The sequence below is a fragment of the Arthrobacter sp. E44 genome, from assembly GCF_041877125.1.
GTDB lineage: Bacteria > Actinomycetota > Actinomycetes > Actinomycetales > Micrococcaceae > Arthrobacter.
On sequence record NZ_JBHDJA010000008.1, the window covers coordinates 97,999 to 115,693 of the forward strand.

General features: G+C 64.1%; 14 protein-coding genes. 10 read left to right on the forward strand and 4 right to left on the reverse strand.

Annotated elements, in window-relative coordinates:
• Window positions 1–123: 123 nt before the first annotated feature.
• A complete protein-coding gene (locus ACETK3_RS09235; protein ID WP_306970198.1) occupies window positions 124–1,449 on the reverse strand; it encodes an MFS transporter in 1,326 nt (441 codons plus the stop codon).
• A 212-nt stretch (window positions 1,450–1,661) separates the two neighbouring features.
• Here ACETK3_RS09235 and ACETK3_RS09240 point away from each other — a divergent pair, with 212 nt between their 5' ends.
• The 3 genes from ACETK3_RS09240 to ACETK3_RS09250 all read left to right on the forward strand — a co-directional run bounded on the left by ACETK3_RS09240 (window position 1,662) and on the right by ACETK3_RS09250 (window position 4,386).
• Window positions 1,662–2,450: an IclR family transcriptional regulator gene (locus ACETK3_RS09240; protein WP_236802534.1), complete on the forward strand. Its 789-nt coding sequence runs from the start codon at window positions 1,662–1,664 to the stop codon at window positions 2,448–2,450.
• A gap of 246 nt (window positions 2,451–2,696) precedes the next feature.
• Window positions 2,697–4,130, forward strand: a complete 1,434-nt coding sequence (locus ACETK3_RS09245; protein WP_236802533.1) for a flotillin family protein — start codon at window positions 2,697–2,699, stop codon at window positions 4,128–4,130.
• Window positions 4,131–4,149: 19 nt separating this feature from the next.
• A complete protein-coding gene (locus tag ACETK3_RS09250; protein WP_236802532.1) occupies window positions 4,150–4,386 on the forward strand; it encodes a hypothetical protein in 237 nt (78 codons plus the stop codon).
• A 32-nt stretch (window positions 4,387–4,418) separates the two neighbouring features.
• On the opposite strand, the gene ACETK3_RS09255 is transcribed toward ACETK3_RS09250, so the two are convergent.
• Together ACETK3_RS09255 and ACETK3_RS09260 are read right to left on the reverse strand one after the other, a co-directional pair.
• Window positions 4,419–5,450: an aldo/keto reductase gene (locus tag ACETK3_RS09255; protein WP_236821917.1), complete on the reverse strand. Its 1,032-nt coding sequence runs from the start codon at window positions 5,448–5,450 to the stop codon at window positions 4,419–4,421.
• A 14-nt stretch (window positions 5,451–5,464) separates the two neighbouring features.
• The gene (locus tag ACETK3_RS09260; RefSeq protein ID WP_306970204.1) at window positions 5,465–6,358 is read right to left on the reverse strand and encodes an SMP-30/gluconolactonase/LRE family protein; all 894 of its coding nucleotides are present in this window, start codon (window positions 6,356–6,358) and stop codon (window positions 5,465–5,467) included.
• 221 nt (window positions 6,359–6,579) lie between these two features.
• Between ACETK3_RS09260 and ACETK3_RS09265 the strand changes: the two genes are divergently transcribed.
• Window positions 6,580–8,655, forward strand: a complete 2,076-nt coding sequence (locus ACETK3_RS09265) for an acyltransferase family protein (RefSeq protein ID WP_306970206.1) — start codon at window positions 6,580–6,582, stop codon at window positions 8,653–8,655.
• Between the two features lie 24 nt (window positions 8,656–8,679).
• Here the strand turns inward: ACETK3_RS09265 and ACETK3_RS09270 are convergent, their stop codons facing one another.
• Window positions 8,680–9,681 carry a LacI family DNA-binding transcriptional regulator gene (locus ACETK3_RS09270; protein WP_373992773.1) on the reverse strand — a complete coding sequence of 334 codons (1,002 nt, stop codon included), beginning with the start codon at window positions 9,679–9,681 and terminating at the stop codon, window positions 8,680–8,682.
• Window positions 9,682–9,885: 204 nt separating this feature from the next.
• On the opposite strand from ACETK3_RS09270, the gene ACETK3_RS09275 reads away from it, so the two are divergent.
• From ACETK3_RS09275 to ACETK3_RS09300, 6 genes are all read left to right on the forward strand, one after another.
• On the forward strand, window positions 9,886–11,172 hold the full coding sequence (locus ACETK3_RS09275; protein WP_306970210.1) for an ABC transporter substrate-binding protein: 1,287 nt from the start codon (window positions 9,886–9,888) through the stop codon (window positions 11,170–11,172).
• Between the two features lie 11 nt (window positions 11,173–11,183).
• The gene (locus ACETK3_RS09280; protein WP_373462185.1) at window positions 11,184–12,203 is read left to right on the forward strand and encodes a carbohydrate ABC transporter permease; all 1,020 of its coding nucleotides are present in this window, start codon (window positions 11,184–11,186) and stop codon (window positions 12,201–12,203) included.
• Window positions 12,200–13,066, forward strand: a complete 867-nt coding sequence (locus ACETK3_RS09285) for a carbohydrate ABC transporter permease (protein WP_236802526.1) — start codon at window positions 12,200–12,202, stop codon at window positions 13,064–13,066. The genes ACETK3_RS09280 and ACETK3_RS09285 overlap by 4 nt, the downstream gene beginning before the upstream one ends.
• Before the next feature lie 26 nt (window positions 13,067–13,092).
• Window positions 13,093–15,411, forward strand: coding sequence for a glycoside hydrolase family 3 N-terminal domain-containing protein (locus ACETK3_RS09290; RefSeq protein ID WP_306970212.1), 2,319 nt, complete (start codon window positions 13,093–13,095; stop codon window positions 15,409–15,411).
• 63 nt (window positions 15,412–15,474) lie between these two features.
• Window positions 15,475–16,476 (forward strand): acetylxylan esterase, encoded by a 1,002-nt coding sequence (locus ACETK3_RS09295; RefSeq protein ID WP_373992774.1) that lies wholly within the window; start codon window positions 15,475–15,477, stop codon window positions 16,474–16,476.
• 29 nt (window positions 16,477–16,505) lie between these two features.
• Window positions 16,506–17,624, forward strand: coding sequence for an endo-1,4-beta-xylanase (locus tag ACETK3_RS09300; RefSeq protein WP_236802523.1), 1,119 nt, complete (start codon window positions 16,506–16,508; stop codon window positions 17,622–17,624).
• The last annotated feature ends 71 nt before the right edge of the window (window positions 17,625–17,695 follow it).

Below are 17,695 nucleotides of genomic sequence, written 5' to 3' on the forward strand. Positions count from 1 at the left end.
CCACGCCTGCCGGTGACGTGCTCGAAACCCAGGCGATGGGCCGTGGAACAACTACGGAGGTCAGGAACTTGTAGAACTCCCGCGGCCCCAGCTGGCCGGGGTCAAAGTCTGATCGCATTCGTCCTACAGGTTCCTGGGCGTCGCGGCGGCAGCGGCGTCCTTGGCCAGCGCCCCCTTTGCCCTGGGCAGGAAGATCAGGGCAAGCATGGCGATGATGCAGCAGAGGATGATGTAGAGCGAGATCGACGTCGAGTTGCCGTAGTTTGCCAGCAACGCCGCCGCAATCAGGGGCGCGGGACCACCGGCGATCACGCTGGCCAGCTGGTATCCCAGTCCGGCACCGGTGTAACGGATGTCCGTGTCGAAGCTTTCGGCGATCAGGGCAGCCTGCGGGCCGTACTGGATGTCGTGCAGGATCAGGCTGACCACCACCGCAACGCCGACCCACAGTGCGTCCCGGGTGTTCAGCAGCCCAAAGTAGGGAAATGCAAACAGCGCCGTGAGCACGATGCCGGTTCCGTAGACGCGCCGGCGGCCGAAACGGTCTGAAAGGCGCCCGAAGAGGGGCACGCTGATCAGCCCCAAGGCTGCTGCAATCAGCGTGTCATCGAGGATGGAGTTGCTGTCCAGCTTCAGCTGCTTGGTGGCGTACGTGATCACGAAGGTAATGAACAGGTAGAAAGGTGCCTGTTCCGAAGTGCGCACCAGTGCGGAGAGCAGGATCTCCTTGGGCTGCCTCCGGATCACCTCGATGATCGGAGCCCTTACCACCTTGTTGGACTGCCGGACGGCGTCGAACTCGGGGCTTTCAATGACGCGCAGGCGAACGAACAGGCCTACACCGATCAGGATGATGCTCAGAATGAAGGGGATCCGCCAGCCATAGGCGACAAATCCCTCAGCGCCGGTGGCGGCAGTAGTCAGCCGGACGACGCCGGTGGACAGGACCAATCCCAGCGGCACCCCGATCTGCGGCCAGGAAGCGGACAAGCCCCGCCGGGCCTGGTCGCCCCATTCCATGCTCAGCAGGACCGACCCGCCCCACTCGCCGCCAACGCCGATGCCCTGGATGATGCGGAGCAGTACCAGCAGGACCGGCGCGGCGACGCCGATGCTTTGGTACGTCGGGAGGCAGCCAATTAGCACGGTTCCGAAGGCCATGAGGAAAAGCGTGGCCATGAGCGTTGTCTTGCGGCCGATCCGGTCACCGAAGTGGCCGAAGATGGCCGCACCGATGGGCCGGGCCACAAAGCCGACAAACTGTGTGCCGAAAGCTGCAAGCACACCGGCGAAGGCCACTTGGCCCGGGAAGAACAACTGGGGAAACACCAGGGCAGCGGCAGTTCCATAAAGGAAAAAGTCGTACCACTCGATCGTTGTACCCACGACACTTGCCACGGTGGCCCGCCTTACGGCCTGCTCCCGGGTCACTCCTTGAATACTCATCATCACTCCATTGGTCAGATGTAGTAGGGCGCCGGCCTGGCTTCAAAATCGGACAGATGGGGGTTCCGAAATCAGGCCCACTGGACCCGCAATGCGGTTCTCCAACCCATGGTGCGGGTCCTCGTTGCCTATGTCAACAATTAACTTCACCTGGCGCGGCGCCATAGAATAACCACTCACACCCCGGAAGATCGCTGAGATAAGGGACAAAGGCGTTGGCGTCAGAGCGAAGCAGCGGATCCGCGCAGCCCCTCCTGGTGCTGCGCAAAGTCAGCGAGATCCTGAACTGCTTTTCCATTGAGTTCCCGGAACCTACGCTCCAGCAAATCGTCCGGCAGACGGGGCTGCCGTCGAGTACATGCCAGCGGCTGGTGCAGAACATGGTGCGGGAAGGGTTCCTTGACCGCGACGGAGACCGCTACCGGATCGGGTTGCGCCTGGTCCAGTGGGCCACCCCCGGCACCTTCGGCCTGGATGTGGTCCGTTTGGTCCATCCCTTCCTCCAGGAACTGCGCGACAAGACCGGAGAGACGGCCTGCCTGTACATGCGTGACGGCGCCTTCCGCACTGTGGTTGCGGTGGCCGAAACCCGTCACGTGGTGATGCGGCCCTTCCTGGTGGGGCAGGTCATGCCGATGCATGCCGGGGCGCCGGGAAAGATCTTCCTTGCCTTCGATCCCGAAGCCCGTGAGGCAATCCAGGACACGGAGCTGACCAGCTACACCTCGGCGACCCCGGATACGTGGGAGAAACTCGACAGCCAGGTCAGCGAGGCGAAAGCTGCGGGCTTCTACGCAGCCTTTGGGGAGCGGAACTCAGACGTGGGCTCCATCAGCGCCCCGGTCTTCAACCACGCCGGGCGCCTCGCTGCGGTCCTGGGCGTCGGTTTTCCCACCCAGCGCGTAAGTCCGGACGACGTCGGGCGGCTGGGTCCGGCGGTCGCGGACGCCGCGAGGGCGGCCAGCGCTGCCCTCGGCTACCTGGAGAAAAGCCCTCCCTCCTGACCTGGTCCCGCCCCGGTTGCCGGACCCGACAACGGACGCCAGGTGCCGTCGTCGTTAGCCATTTTCCGTTGCCGCAGGCAAATGTCGGCCCAGCTCTGGACTCCTGCGCGGGGCCGAATCAAACTGTCTACAACAGCTGGCCGAAAACGCCTGAATCGAGGGCACTTCAGCGGTGCGGTAAAAGGACGGCTGCACTTATTGGGGCTTGACCGTGATGCCTGTTCACGGCATTGAAAGGATCTGGTTATGCCGGACTTTGCACCGTTCTTCCCGCTTATTGCCATTGTTTTGGGGGTTCTTTTTGCCATCGCCTTTATCTGGGTGGCCACCAAGCTGATGTGGAAAGTAGCTGAACCTAATGAGGCCCTCATCATCTCCGGACTCACGCGCGGAACGCTGGAAACCCGGGAAGGAATGGACTTCAAGATTGTCACCGGCAAAGGCGCCTTGGTCCTGCCCGGCCTCCAGACGGTGCGGCCGCTGTCGCTGACGTTGAATGAAACCGAGCTCAAGGTTTCCTGCGTTACGTCCCAGGGCATCCAGGTCGTCGTGGAGGGCGTGGTTATTTACAAAATCGGTGATGCCCCGCCATTTATCGCCAATGCGGCCCGCCGTTTCCTGGGCCAGCAGCCAAAAATGGAAAGCCAGGTCTATAACGTCTTCGAGGGCCATCTGCGCTCCATCATCGGCAGCATGACGGTGGAGGAGATCATCCGTGAGCGGGACAAGCTCGCTTCCCAAGTCCGCAGCGCCAGTGGCGTGGAGATGGAGAAGCTGGGGCTGGTGGTGGACTCCCTGCAGATCAAGGACCTCCAGGACCCAACGGGCTACATCCAGAACATCGCCAAGCCGCATATCGCCCAGGTGAAGATGGAGGCCCGCATTGCGGAGGCCACCCGCAACCGGGAAGCTGCGGAGAAGGAGGCAGAGGCGGCAGCGTTGATTGCGGACGCGCAGAGTGCTTCCGCAATCAGGCAGTCCGTGGCGCAGGCCAACGCCGAGCGCGCCAGGGCAAACGCTTCCCAGGCCGGCCCGCTGGCCGAAGCGACGGCACGGCAGCAGGTGGTGGTCCAGGAAACGGAGGTGGCCAAGCTCGAGGCCGACCGCGAAGAGCAGAAGCTCCAAACCATTGTCAGGAAGCCGGCGGACGCCAAGGCCTATGCCACAAGGACCGAAGCGGAGGGCAAGAAGGCCGCGGACATCAGCGCCGCGGAGGCATTGGCCCGCCGAACGGAACTGGAAGCCCAGGCCAACGCACGGCGGACGGAGCTGCTGGCCCAGGCCAATGCCACCGCAGCCGCTGCCACTGCCGGTGCCACCAAGGTCACCGGCGAGGCCGAAGCCGCCGCCACCAGGGCCAAGGGAGATGCCGCGGCCTCCGCGATCAAGGCCAAGGCACTGGCCGAGGCAGACGGCATCAAGGCGCGCGCCGAAGCACTGGGCACCAACCAGGACGCAGTCATATCCCAGCAGCTTGCCGAGAACATGCCCGCCATCATTGCTGCGGCGGCGGAACCTTTCTCCCATGTCGGCAACATGACCGTCCTGAACGGCGGAGAGGGCGTCAACCAGATGCTGGGCGGAATCCTGGCCCAGGCCGGCGACTACCTCCCCGCCCTCGCGTCAGCGCTGCGCAAGGGTGAAGACGCCAAGCGCCCCGCGCGGGCACAGGGCTCCTAGCGGGTTTGGGGAACCCTGGATGCGCAAAAACGTTGACCGCAGCCTGACTGGAAAGATTGGCCGGGTGACCGGGCGGGTTGGCCCGGGCACCATCGGCGAAGTCATGCTGCCCTATCTCGGCGGCATCATGGCCTTCCACGCCCACCCATTCGACAAAGCCAGCGACTTTCCGGTGGGTGCTGAAGTGCTGGTGATCTACTTCGACCCTCCGCAAACCGTGTATGTGGATGAACTGCCGGACGTGCTCAAGCACTAAGTTGGGGGCTCCCCCGGACCTGTCGTGGCTCGCTACCGGCCGCCCTCCATCTTGCGGCTGCGCTGCTCCTGGGCCATCGGCCCGTAGGGGTAGACGCCGGTTTCGGGCTGGCTGGCCTGAGTGAGGCGGGAGATTTCCTCCGCGGTGAGTTCCAGTTCGGCGGCGGCCAAGTTGTCCGCCAGCTGCTCCGTGGTGCGGGCGCCCAGGATCACCGAGGTCACTGCAGGCCGGTCCGCCAGCCACGCCAGCGCCACCTGGGAATGGCTGACACCGTGGGCAGAAGCAATGTCCGCAACGGCGTCGAGAACTGCCCACGTCCGCGGGTTCTCGTTGCGCGCCTTCCAGGCCTCCATGCCGCGTTCGGGGTTTTCGCCGAGGCGGGTTGCACCGGACGGGCGCTGGTCCCGCTGGTACTTGCCGGACAGCCAGCCGCCGCCCAGCGGTGACCAGGGCAGCAGGCCGATACCGGCGTCGAGCGCGGCCGGAACGATCTCGAACTCGATGTCCCGGACCAGCAGGCTGTACTGCGGCTGGAGGCTTACGGGCGGGTTCCAGCCTTGGCTGCGGGCCACGTGCACGGCCTTGGTGAGCTGCCAGCCCAGGAAGTTGGAGAAACCGTAGTAGGCGATTTTTCCGCTTGCCACGGCATCGTCCAGGAAGCGGAGGGTTTCCTCCAGCGGGGTGATCGGGTCCCATGCGTGCATCTGGTAAAGATCGACCTGTTCCACGCCAAGGCGGCGGAGGGAATTATCCAGGGCCCGCGCCAGGCGACGGCGGGACGTCCCGACGTCGTTCGGTGCCGTCCCCATGGGGAAGCGCCCCTTGGTGGCGACCACGGCGCTGTCCCTGGCCTCGGGCCGTTTGGCCAGCCACCGTCCGATGATTTCCTCCGACACTCCGGCGCTGTACACGTCCGCGGTGTCAATGAAGTTGCCGCCGGCCTCGAAGTAGCTGTCCAGGATGGCATGGGAGGTTTCCTCTGTCGCCTCTGCGCCGAAGGTCATGGTGCCCAGCGCATAGCTGGTGACGATGGTGCCGCTGTTTCCTAGGGTTCGGTACTGCATGGGTGTCCTCGCGATCAGTTGGTGTCGGGCGGAAAGGTGCGCGCGGCCGCGTCCGTGGTGGTGGTGCGGATCCGGTACAGGCTGGTGGTTGCGGTGAGGTAGAGGTCCTGCCCGTCGGGGCCGCCAAAGCACAGGTTGGATACGGTTTCCGGCACGGCGATGGTCTCCAGGAGATCGGAGGACGGCGAATAGACGCGGACCGAAGGGCCGGCTGAAGTCCAGATCCTGCCTTCGACGTCGATCCTCAAGCCGTCCGCCGGGTACCCGTCTTCCAATTCCAAAGTGCCTGTCCGGGGTCCGCAGGTACCATCGCCAACACTGTAGCTGGCGATTCGCAGGGGGACGCCGTAACGGGGACCGGCGGTGTCGGCGACGTAGAGGACCGTCTCGTCAGGTGAGAAGGCCAGCCCGTTGGGGTGCACCAGGTCCGTGATGACAGCACTGAGTCTCCCCGTGGCCGGATCGAAGCGGAAGACGTTGCAGCCGCCGTATTCCTGCTCACCCTCGTGCCCCTCCTTCGTCCCCGGAAGAATGCCGTACGGCGGGTCGGTGAACCAGATGCTGGAGTCACGGGCCACCACCACATCGTTGGGTGAGTTCAGCCGGCGGCCCTCGAAGGAGTCCACCAGGCCCGTCACGGTCCCTTCACTGTCCCGCTCCACCCGGCGCCGGCCGTGGCTGCACTGCACCACTCTCCCGTCGGCGTCGAGGGTGCGGCCGTTGGTGTATTCGACGCCGACGGCATACTCCCGGGTGGCACCGCTGGCCGGGCTGAATTCCAGGATGCGGTCATTCGGGATGTCACTCCAGCGCACCGTCTGCGACGAAGGAACCCACAGAGGTCCTTCGGCCCAGACCAAGCCCGTGAAAAGGCACTCAAGTGAGCCGGTCGTGAAGTCGCTAACCATTGGAGCTCCTTTGCGGTCCAGGGTTCCGCCGAGGCGTGCCCGGACACGACAGGCCCCGGCGGCGGCACAGGCACCACCCTAGCCGCAAGCATCGTACCGGTGACCTTACCGCGCCGGATCCTGCAGGATATGTTTCGGATACAATCGGCTGTCGGCGAGCCTCACTCGCCTCGATTCCCCCTGCAGGGCGGAGATTGACAGCGTTGTACGGAGGGAAAGCAATGAGGCACGCCGCGGTTAAGCGACGCCAGGGGCACGTCCGGGCCGGCCATGGCCCCAGGCCGGACATCCAGGGCCTCCGGGCGCTGGCCGTGGGGATCGTGGTGATCTACCATCTTCGCCCGGAAGCCCTCCCGGGCGGATTCGTAGGAGTCGACGTGTTCTTCGTCGTCTCGGGTTTCCTCATCATTGGCTCCCTTGCAAGGGAAGCCGCCAGAAACGCGTCCATCTCCGTCCTTGATTTCTACACCCGGCGCATCCGGAGGCTGTTCCCGGCGTCGGCAGTTGTTTTGGTCGCAGTCCTGGCCGGCGCTGTCCTGCTGCTTGCCCCCAGCCGCTGGCAGAACATCTCCTCCGATGTCCTGTTTTCGCTGCTCCAGGTACAAAACTGGCACCAGGCCCTTTCCGCCGTTTCCTATGCGGGTGCCACGCAGGAAGTGTCTCCCCTGCAGCACTTCTGGTCCCTCGCCGTCGAGGAGCAGTTCTACCTCGTCATCCCGTTCTTCTTCCTTGGCCTGGTCGCCGCCGCCCACGCTGCAGGGCAAAAGGCCGGCCGGTTCATTGTCCCGGCCTTATCCGTAACTGCCTTGGCATCGTTCATTTACAGCATCTACCTGAGCGGCCACGAGCACACCATCGCGTACTTTGCCACCACCACCAGGATCTGGGAACTCGCCGTCGGCGGACTCGCTGCCCTACTCCCGACCCTGCTGAAGGGCTCCGCCCGCCTTGCCTCACTCAGCGGCTGGCTGGGCGTCTCCGCCATCGTTGTGCCCGCCTTCCTCTTCAGCACCGATATGGCCTTCCCGGGCAGCATCGCCGCCATTCCAGTGCTGGGCACCGCCATCCTGCTGCGTACGGGCACCCTGTCAACAGCCGTTCCGTGGTCCGCCTCCCGGTTCCTTGGCATCCGGCCCATGACCTTCGTTGGCGACGTGTCATATTCCCTGTACCTGTGGCACTGGCCGGTCATCGTCTTCGCTGTCGCGCTGTTGGGCCGCGCACCGCGCATCAGCGACGCACTCCTCCTCGCCGTCGTAAGCCTCGCCCTCGCCGCCGCCTCCTACTACCTGGTGGAGCAGCGCTTCCGGCACCACTCCGGACAGGCTGACTGGCGCACGTACCGCCGGGTATACGCCATGGCCCTTTGCGTGGCGCTGGTGGTGTCTGCGGCAGCGTGGGCGCCTTGGCAGGTCATCGAGTTCAAGCGCGCACAGTTGTCCACCGAACTGTCCGATCACGATTACCCCGGTGCGCAGGCGTGGTCTGCCCGTCCTGCGGCCGTCCCCGCCGGCCTGCCCGTCCGCCCTGACCCCTCAGTTGCCATGCAGGACGTGCCGGCCACGAGCGTCGGGGCCTGCGGCGTGTACGACCCCGCCCTGGTGCCCGACACGGATTGCTGGTTCGGTTCAACGGCAGATCAAGGTGCCCCGGTTGTCGTGGTTGTCGGGGATTCCCATGCGGGTCAGTTTGTTGACCCCCTCATCGCCGTCTCAAAACATATTCCGCTCAGAATCCACGCCATGGTGCGCAATGGCTGCCCGTTTGCGCTGACGCCGCCACGGTCTGCCGCCACCGTCTACACCAACTGCCCGGCCCAAAACGCTGTAACGGCGGAAAAGATCGCGGCAGCAAAACCTGACCTTGTCCTGGTTGCCGGGATGCGCGAAACGGGGTACCGGAAAGCGCTTGGATGGTCCTGGGGGCCGGACGCCCCGCTGCTGGATGGTTATGTCCAATCCCTTTCCGCCCTGCGCGCTGCCGGGCTCCGCGTCGCCGTCATCGCGGACCTGCCATATCCCCACGGGAACCCGGTGGAATGCGTTCAAAAGCATGCCGACGGCGACGCCTGTGCCACGCCCGCTTCGGAAGCCCTGGCGAGCGGTGAGGACGCGCTTGTGTCGGCAGCCGGACGGATTAACGGCGTCGAAGTTGTGGACCTGTCGAGGTTCTTTTGCCGGGAAGGTCTTTGCCCTGCTGTCATTGGCAACGTTCTGGTCTACCGGGACAACCACATGACGAATACCTTCGCGAAGTCACTTGGGCCGGACCTGGCCGTCGCACTGGGCCTGAGCTAAGGGCGCAAGGGAAGCCCCGGCAGCTCAAGGAGCAGGTGGGGCCGTGGTGGTTCGGACAATCAGCCGGGTCGGCATCTTGAGCTGGGTGGTTTCAGGCGCCTCGCCATTCATGAGCGCCACCACCAAGGCGGCTGCCGAGGCGCCCATACGGCTCATGGGCTGGTGCACCGTGGTAAGCGGTAAGGCGTGCCGGGCTGCTTCCGGAATGTCATCGAAGCCGACTACTGAAAGCTCTCCGGGCACCTGTATTCCAAGCTCCCGCGCCACCGCGATGACAACGATGGCAGAGAGGTCGTTTGCGGCGAAAACGGCAGTGGGGCGGTCGTGCTTGGTGAGGAGGCGGTGAGCTGCCCTACGGGCATATTCGGGGTCGTAGTTCCCGATCTCGACCAGGGTCTGGTCAAAGGGAAGGCCGCCTTCGGACAGGGCCCGGCGGTACCCCGCCTCCCTTGCGATAGCGGAACGCAGGTCGGGGCGGCCGGCGACGAAGCCGATCCGCCGGTGGCCGAGGCCCATCAGAAACCTGGTGGCGTCACGTGCGCCGCCCAGGTTGTCTGATTCCACGGTGGGGAGGTCGGCCCGGCCAGTGTGGGGATCCACGGCCACAATCGGCACGTCCGCAGTGACGTTCACAACCGTCGGGGTCACCATGATCGCGCCGTCGATAAGGGTCCCGCTTAGGCGGCTGAGCGATCGCCGTTCCCATCCCTCGGAGGAGAGCTGGTTCGAACCGCTATAGGCCAGGAGGTCGTAGCGGGAACCGCTGAGGGCGGAGCCCACGCCCTTCAGGATCTCGGCACTGAAGGGCTCAAAGTCGGCCACCAGCACCCCGATGACGCCCGTCTTGCGGGAGCGCATGCTGCTGGCCACGAGGCTTGACTCATATCCGAGGTCGCGCGCGACCTGGAGGACTCGTTCTACCGTCTCTACCGCAATGCCGTAGCGTCCATTCACTGCTTTGGACACGGTTGAGACTGAGACGCCGGCCGCTTCGGCGACGTCGAGGATGGTTGCACGCCTTCTCACAAGACACGATTCTAGCCATGGAAAATGTTTTCGAAAACGTTTGACGGCCTCTCCGGCCATTGGCAGGCTTTAGTCGTCCGGGGTGCTCCGGATCACTTCTAGCCCCACTGAGCCGGTCATTCACTTATGCCCTGCCAAGGAACGGGCTTCGCTCCTACGCACGTCCCCACGGACGGCTCAACGACGAGAACAGGATGGAATTAGATGAAAGCCAGGAAATTCTTGAGAGGGGCGGCCATTCTGGCCCTGGGGTCCATAGCCCTTAGCGCTTGCGGCGGTCCTTCCGGCAATTCCTCGGACGGCAAGGTGTCTATGACACTTTGGGAGAATTCGACGACGGGTCCCGGCCTGGAATTCTGGAAGTCGGCTGTCGCTGACTTCGAAAAGGCAAACCCGAACGTCACCATCAATGTCCAGGCCATCCAGAACGAGGACCTGGACGGCAAGCTGCAAACTGCCCTCAACTCCGGCGACGCACCTGATATCTTTATGCAGCGCGGCGGCGGCAAGATGACGGCAATGGTCCAGGCCGGACAGTTGATGGACCTGACCGACAAGATTTCGCCTGACACGAAGAAGGTAATTTCGGCCGGATCCTTCAAAGCCGAAACCTACCAGGACAAGGTCTGGGCGATGCCCATCGCGGTACTTCCCGGCGGCCTCTTCTACAGCCAGGACCTTCTCAAGGCCGCCAACATCACCGGCGCCCCCGCCACGATCAGCGACCTCGAAGCCGACGTCGAAAAACTGAAGGCAAGCGGTGTCGCCCCGGTTGCACTCGGCGCGAAAGACGCATGGCCGGCAGCAATGTGGTTCTACTGGTTCTCGCTGCGCGAATGTGATGCCGCGACGATGCAGAAGACGGCGGACTCGAAAGACTTCTCCGACCCCTGCTGGCTGAAGGCGGCCCAGGACCTGCAGAGCTTTGCTGACAAGAAGCCGTTCAACGACGGATTCCTGACCACCTCCGCCCAGCAGGGCGCAGGCAGCTCAGCAGGCCTGCTTGCCAACCACAAGGCCGGGATGGAACTCATGGGCGCGTGGGATCCGGGCGTCATTGCCTCGCTCACGCCGGACCAGAAGCCGCTGAAAGACCTTTCCTGGTACCCCTTCCCCGCAGTCCCCGGCGGAAAGGGCGACCCCGCTGCCATCATGGGCGGTGTTGACGGATTCTCGTGCTCCGTCAATGCGCCCAAGGAATGCGTTGACTTCCTCAACTTCATCGCAAGCACACCGCAGCAGGTCGCCTACTACAAGGCCTTCAACGCCCCGCCCGTGAACTCCGAAGCACAGAAGTCCGTCACCGAACCGTACCTGCAGGAAATCCTGAAGGCATACAACGCAGCTCCCTACGTCTCGCAGTGGCTCGACACCGTGCTCGGCCAGAACATCGGCAACGCCCTGAACGTTGCCGTCGTCGACATGCTGGCCGGCAAGAGCGATCCGCAAAAGCTTATCCAGACGGCGAACGACGCCGCCAAGAAGGGCTAAGAGGAAAATCCGTGAGCAACGCCCCCCAGACAACCTCGACTGAGCGTGTGTCGACGGCGGAGCTTGCGCAGCACGATGGGAGCGTCGCCCGCGCGTCGCTCCCATCGAAGCAGCGCCGCCGCCGTACCGCCTGGTCCGGACCTTTGGAGATTGCAATCCTGGCAGGACCGGCGATTGTCTTCTTCGTGGCCTTCGTTATCCTGCCTGTCGCCATGGCTGCGTATTACGGCTTTTACCGCTGGAACGGATACGGGCCACCCACCAACTTCGTCGGGCTGCAGAACTACGTGGTCATCCTGCAGGACCCGGCATTTTTGCAGGCCTTGTCCCACAACGCATTTATCGTCGTGGCCTCGCTCGTCCTTCAAGGGCCCGCCGCGATCCTGTTGGCGCTGCTGCTAAACCGCAGGATGCGCGGGCAATCCGTCATTCGCGTCCTGATCTTCGTGCCCTACGTCATCTCCGAGGTGGTCGTGGGTACGGGATGGAGCCTGATGCTCCAGAACAATGGCGCGCTCAACGGCTGGCTGCGCAACCTGGGGCTCGGCGCCCTGGCCCACGACTGGCTGGCGGATCCCGGCGTGGCCATGTGGACCCTGATGGGCATCCTGACGTGGAAGTACATCGGGTTCGCCGTCATCCTGTTCCTCGCCGGCCTGCAGGGCATCCCGGAAGAGCTCTATGAGGCTGCCTCGCTCGACGGTGCTTCCTATTGGCAGATCCAGCGGCGAATTACGTTGCCGCTGCTGGGTCCGACGCTGCGCATCTGGGCGTTCCTGTCCGTTATTGGCGCCCTGCAGCTGTTCGACCTCGTCTACATCATTTGGGGCCAGTACGTCGCCTCCACTGCCGGTACGTCCACCATGGCCAGCTACATGGTGACGAACGGCCGAAACGCCGGAAACTACGGTTACGGCAACGCTGTCGCCGTCGTGATCTTCATCATCTCCCTCGTCGTCGCCTTGGTGTACCAGCGGTTCGTGCTGCGCCGTGACACCGCAGGCGCCCTGACAGAAAGGAAGGCGCGATGACCGCCGCCATCACCGCCCGGCGTTCCCGTCGGGCTGACCAGCAAAGCCTGCCATGGGGCTCCCCCGTCGTGTACTTCGTTGCGCTTGTGGTCATTGCGCTCATGTTGGCACCGATCGCCTACATCATTTTCGGCGGTTTCCGTACGAATGCGCAGATCACCACTGACCCGGCAGGCCTGCCAAATCCCTGGAACGTGGGCAACTACCTCACCGTCATAGGCGGGGGCGTCTTCTGGCGGCAGGTGCTGAACTCAACCATTGTGGGGGCCGTAACCACCCTGGGCGCGGTCGGCTTGGGCCTGATGGCCAGCTATGTGCTCGCCCGGTACCAGTTCCGGGGGCGCGGCGCGCTGTACTCGCTTTTCGCGGCCGGGCTGATGTTTCCCATCACCGTCGCCATCACACCGCTGTACATTGTGGTGCGCAACCTCGGCCTTATGAACTCCCTGGCCGGCGTCATCCTCCCGCAAATCGCGTTTGCACTCCCCACCACGATCATCATCCTGGTGCCGTTCCTGCGCGCCATCCCGGATGAAATCCAGGAGTCTGCCTTCATCGACGGCTGCAGCCGCCTGGGCTTCTTCTTCCGGATGGTGCTGCGGCTTTCACTTCCGGGTGTGATCACCACCGGCATCCTGGTCTTCATCGGCAGCTGGAACAGCTACCTGCTGCCGCTGTTCATCCTGAACAAGGAAGCCACCTTTACCCTCCCCCTGGGGGTGCAGGCGTTTTCGTCCCAATATTCCACGGATACAGCGCAGGTCCTGGCCTTCACATCCCTGTCCATGATCCCCGCGCTGGTGTTCTTCAGCCTCTTTGAACGGCGCATCGTGGGTGGACTCACCGGCGCCGTCAAGGGCTGACGGCAGCCCAATTAAGGAAAAGAAGCATGAGTAATCCTGGCAACAGCCCCACCCTCCCTCCCGTGTCGGAACGGGTCAGCCGGCTCCATGCCCGGATGACCCTCCCGGAAAAGCTGGCCCAACTGGTGGGTTACTGGGTGGACAAATCCGAGGACAAGGTGGCACCGCTTGACGGTGAGTTCGCCGAAGTACCGAGTTACGCTGACGCGACGGCCGAGGGCATCGGACATCTCACCCGGGTGTACGGCACCCGTCCGGTTGAGCCGCTTGAACGCGCGCGGTGGCTGTGGTCGGAACAGCGCAGGCTTCGGGAGCAGACCCGCCTCGGCATTCCCGCGCTGGTGCACGAAGAATGCCTGACCGGGCTGGCAGCCTGGAAGGCGGCCACGTTCCCCACTCCCCTTGCCTGGGGTGCCGCGTTCAACCCCGACCTCGTGGAGGAGTTGGGCGCCGCCATCGGCGACTCGATGCGCGCGCTCGGCATCCACCAGGGCCTGGCGCCGGTGCTGGACGTCATCCGTGACCCGAGGTGGGGCCGGGTGGACGAGTGCATTTCGGAGGACCCGTATGTGGTGGGCACCATCGGTACGGCCTACGTACGGGGCCTGCAGTCAGCGGGGGTGCATGCCACGCTCAAGCACTTCGTCGGTTACTCGGCGTCACAGGCAGGCCGCAATCACGCCCCCGTGCACGTCGGTGCCCGCGAACTCCGGGACGTCCTGCTGCAGCCGTTCGAGATGGCGGTACGTGACGGCAACGTACGCTCGGTAATGAATTCGTACTCCGAAATCGACGGCGTGCCCGTCGCGGCGGCCCCTGAGTACCTGACGGGCATCCTGCGCGATGAATGGAATTTCGACGGCACCGTGGTCTCCGATTACTTTTCCGTCGCTTTCCTGCACACGATGCACCGGATCGCCGCCGACCGAGGTGAAGCCGCAGAGCTGGCACTGCAGGCCGGCATCGACGTCGAGTTGCCCACCGGTGATGCATTTGTGGGCCCGCTCGCCGAACGGATCCGCAGCGGCCTCTCCGACGAGGTGCTGGTGGATCGCGCGGTGCTGCGCGTGTTGAGCCAGAAGGAAGAACTGGGGCTGCTCGACGAGACGTTCGACGCCCCACCCACAGAAATTGACCTGGACAGCCCGCGCCACCGCAGCCTGGCGTTGCGGCTGGCCGGGGAATCATTGGTGTTGCTGGCGAATGATGGGGTCCTGCCACTGAAGCGGAACCAGGGAAGCATCGCGGTGCTGGGACCAAATGCCGACGCGGCGGAGGCCCTGATGGGATGCTACTCGTTCGCCAACCACGTGCTCGCACACCACCCCGAGGTGCCGCTCGGGTTCGACATCGTATCGGTCCTGGAAGCGCTGCGGGACGAATTCCCTGACGCCGCAGTCGCTTCGGCCCGAGGCTGCGATGTGGACGGCGACGACCGCTCGGGCATCCAGGAAGCCGTTGAGACCGCAGCCGGCGCGGACGTTGCCATCGTGGTGGTCGGTGACCGCGCCGGGCTGTTTGGCCGCGGGACTGTAGGAGAGGGCAACGATGTCGAAAGCCTGGAGCTGCCGGGCGTCCAACGTGAACTGGTGGAGGCTGTAGTCCGAACAGGCACACCTACCGTGATGCTCGTACTCTCTGGGCGGCCGTACGCCATCGGATGGGCACTGCAGGGGGCCACTGCCCCGGCCGCAGTGTTGCAGGCCTTCTTTCCAGGAGAAGAAGGCGGACCGGCCGCAGCCGCGGTACTGTCAGGGCGCGCAGCTCCGTCCGGCCACCTGCCGGTCTCGCTGCCGCGCTCAGCGGGGTCGCAGCCGTTCTCGTATCTGCACCCTGTACTCGGAGGCCCGTCAGACGTTACCAGCGCCGACAGCACACCTGTGCTCCCTTTCGGGCACGGCCTGACCTATACGACGTTCGAGCACAGCGGGCTCGAGGTAGCGGACACGGTGTCCGCCGGCGACGCTTTCACGGCAACGGTTACCGTCCGGAACACAGGCGAACGCGCGGGCACCGACCTGGTTCAGCTCTACGCGCACGATACCTACGCCACTGTCACCCGCCCCGTCGCGCAGCTCCTTGCCTACGCTCGAATCTCGCTGGAACCGGGCGAAAGCGGGTTGGTGACTTTCGATGTGCCGACTGCCCGGCTGGCCTTCACCGGCCGGGATGGTGCGCGCATCGTGGAGCCCGGTGACATCGAGCTTTGGGTTGGCCCGTCCTGTGCGGAACGTGAAACCACAGCGGTGTTCACCATCACGGGCCCCGAGCATGTCGTAACGGCCGACGATGCCCGACTGGCCCGGCACAGTGTCGCCGTGCCGGCCCCCTCCCCAGCCAGATAGCGACCAGCAAAGAGACCTGGGCCCGACAGGAAGCCCCCAGTTCCACCCGAGAAAGTTCTGCATATGTACAACGACATGCCCGAAACGGAACTCCGAACCTACAAGAGCTCCCAACTCTGCAACGAGGACTTTGACGCATTCTGGGAGCAGACCCTGCAGGAAACCCGCCAGCCCGGCGGCGAAGTGGTGGTCGAACCGGTGCATGCAGGCCTGGAGACAGTTGATGTCTACGACGTGACCTTCCCCGGCTTCGGAGCGGATCCCATCAAGGCCTGGCTGCGGGCCCCGAAGAATCCAAACGGACCACTGCCCGCGGTAGTCCAGTACGTAGGTTACGGCGGAGGCCGGGGACGTCCCTGGGAGAACCTTTTCTGGGCCTCCGCCGGCTTCGCCCACCTGCAGATGGACACCAGGGGGCAGGGATCCGGCTGGTCGGTCGGCGACACCCCCGATCCGGGCCTCTCGGGCCCGCAGGTTCCGGGCGTCATGACAAAAGGAATCACCAGCAAGGAAACCTACTACTACCGCCGCCTCATCGCTGACGGCGTCCGGGCAGTCGATGCGGTCCGCACCCTCCCCTGGATCGATCCTGGCCGGATCGCTGTGACCGGGGGAAGCCAGGGAGGGGCGATTGCGCTTGCGGTGGGCGCGCTGGTGCCGGACATCTCGGCAGTGGCCGTGACTGTCCCCTTTCTCTGCGACTTCCCAAGGGCAACAGTCATCACGGACGCGTATCCCTTCCGGGAGATCGCGGACTATCTTTCCACCCACCGTGACAACACTGAAGCCGTAGCCGACACCCTCAGCTATTTCGACGGTGTCAACTTCGCTGAACGGTCAAGGCACCCCGCCTACTTTTCCGTAGCACTCATGGACCCGATTACCCCTCCGTCGACGGTCTTCGCCGCCTACAACGCATACAGCGGCGAGAAGGAAATTAAAGTCTGGCCCTTTAACGGACATGAAGCCGGCGGCCCGGACGACGACCAATTGGTACGCCAGTTCCTGGCACCACGGCTCGCGGCGCCCTCTCACGGCGACAAGATCTCCGCCTCTGAAAGATGAAGTCAAACCAGAAACCGAAGGAGTACTACGTGCCTTTTCAACGTTCCCTTTTCATCGGTGCGCTCGGCTTGTGCGCCCTGCTCGCCACTCCAGCCGCTGCCATGGCTGCATCAGGACCACTGGAAGCCGGCGGACCGTCGCAGCAGCGCGATTCTCTCCGCGCACTTGGCGCCAATATCGGATTGCGCATCGGCACTGCGGTCAACAGTGACCAACTCGGAAGCAATCCGGCCTACACCGATATCACCGCCGCCCAGTTTTCCACGGTCACACCGGAGAACGTCATGAAATGGGAAGTGGTTGAACCGACCCAAGGCAACTATGACTGGGCTGCCGCTGATCGGCTCGTGGCATTTGCTGAGGCGAACCACCAGTTGGTGCGCGGTCACACCCTGGTTTGGCACAGCCAGCTCCCCAGCTGGCTTACGGCTGCCGCCCCAGGGATGAGTGCGGACCAGCTGAGGCAGGTCCTGCACAAGCATGTCACTGATCAAGTCACGCACTTCAAGGGCAAAATCTGGCAGTGGGATGTCGTCAACGAGGCGTTCAATGAAGACGGCACCCTGCGCAACAGCATCTGGCTGCAGAAGCTGGGGCCGGGCTATATCGCAGATGCCTTCCGTTGGGCGCACGAGGCAGATCCACAGGCCAAGCTCTTTTACAACGACTACAACATCGAATCCACCGGGCCGAAGAGCAACGCCGCCTATGCGCTCGTCAAGGACCTGAAAGCGCAGGGCGTTCCCATCGACGGGGTGGGGTTCCAGACCCACCTGGACACGCAATACCCGCTGCCTGACCTGAAGAACAACCTGCAGAGATTCGCTGACCTTGGCCTGGACGTGGCAGAGACAGAAGTCGACGTGCGGACCACCCTGCCGGTCACACCCGTCGAACAGTCGGCACAAGTGGCCGCATACTCGCAGACGCTCCAGGCCTGCATGGCAGTGAAGGAATGCATCTCCTACACCATATGGGGCTTCGGTGACGCCTACTCGTGGGTGCCCGGAGTCTTCCAGGGCGAAGGCGCAGCGAGCATCTATGACGAGAACCTCCAGCCGAAGCCGCAGTATTACGCCCTTCAGCAGGACTTGCAGCTTGCAGCGGGCGCACCTCACAGGAGCGGCCAAGGAGCGGGCCGGGGCTAAGTCCGGCAGCTGACGGAGCTTTGCCGGGAGGCCGGTGATGCACAGGTAGACATCGCCGGCCTTCCGGTCAA